This window comes from Frankia tisae, from assembly GCF_025403405.1.
Lineage (GTDB): Bacteria > Actinomycetota > Actinomycetes > Frankiales > Frankiaceae > Frankia > Frankia tisai.
In genome coordinates this window covers 1-458 of the sequence record NZ_JANEZT010000807.1, presented here as the reverse complement: position 1 = coordinate 458, position 458 = coordinate 1, and the positions used below count along the sequence as shown (strand labels likewise).

Annotated in this window: 1 protein-coding gene; it reads right to left on the bottom strand. The window is 69.4% G+C overall.

Going from position 1 to position 458, the window contains the following annotated elements; all coding sequences use genetic code 11:
* Window positions 1-121: 121 nt before the first annotated feature.
* Window positions 122-458, bottom strand: a 337-nt coding sequence (locus NBZ85_RS34230; RefSeq protein WP_498041291.1) for an enolase C-terminal domain-like protein, incomplete at its 5' end; no start/stop codon positions are given.

Here is a 458-nt window from a genome sequence, read left to right as displayed (position 1 = left end):
GGCCGGGGTTCTTGAGCTTCAGCATGCAAGGGTCTCCTGAAAGAAACGGAGAGACCCTATCGCACCCCGCCGGGCGCGGCTGTAGGGCATCCGCCCGAACCGGCGGGCGGTGCCCTGTCCTTCAGCGCACCATGCAGGGCCGCTTGTTGTCGAAGCGCCAGCCCGGCACCAGGTACTGCATGGCGACCGCATCGTCGCGCGCGCCCAGGCCGTGCTGCAGGTAGAGCCGGTGCGCGGCATCCACCGCGTCCATGTCGAGTTCCAGCCCCAGGCCGGGACGCTGCGGCACCTGGATCCGACCACCCTCGATTCGGTAGGGCGCGCGCGTGAGGTGCTGGCCGTCCTGCCAGATCCAGTGGGTGTCGATGGCCGTGACCTTGCCGGGCGCCGCGGCCGCCACGTGGGTGAACATGGCGAGCGACACGTCGAAGTGGTTGTTGGAGTGCGAGCCCCAGGTC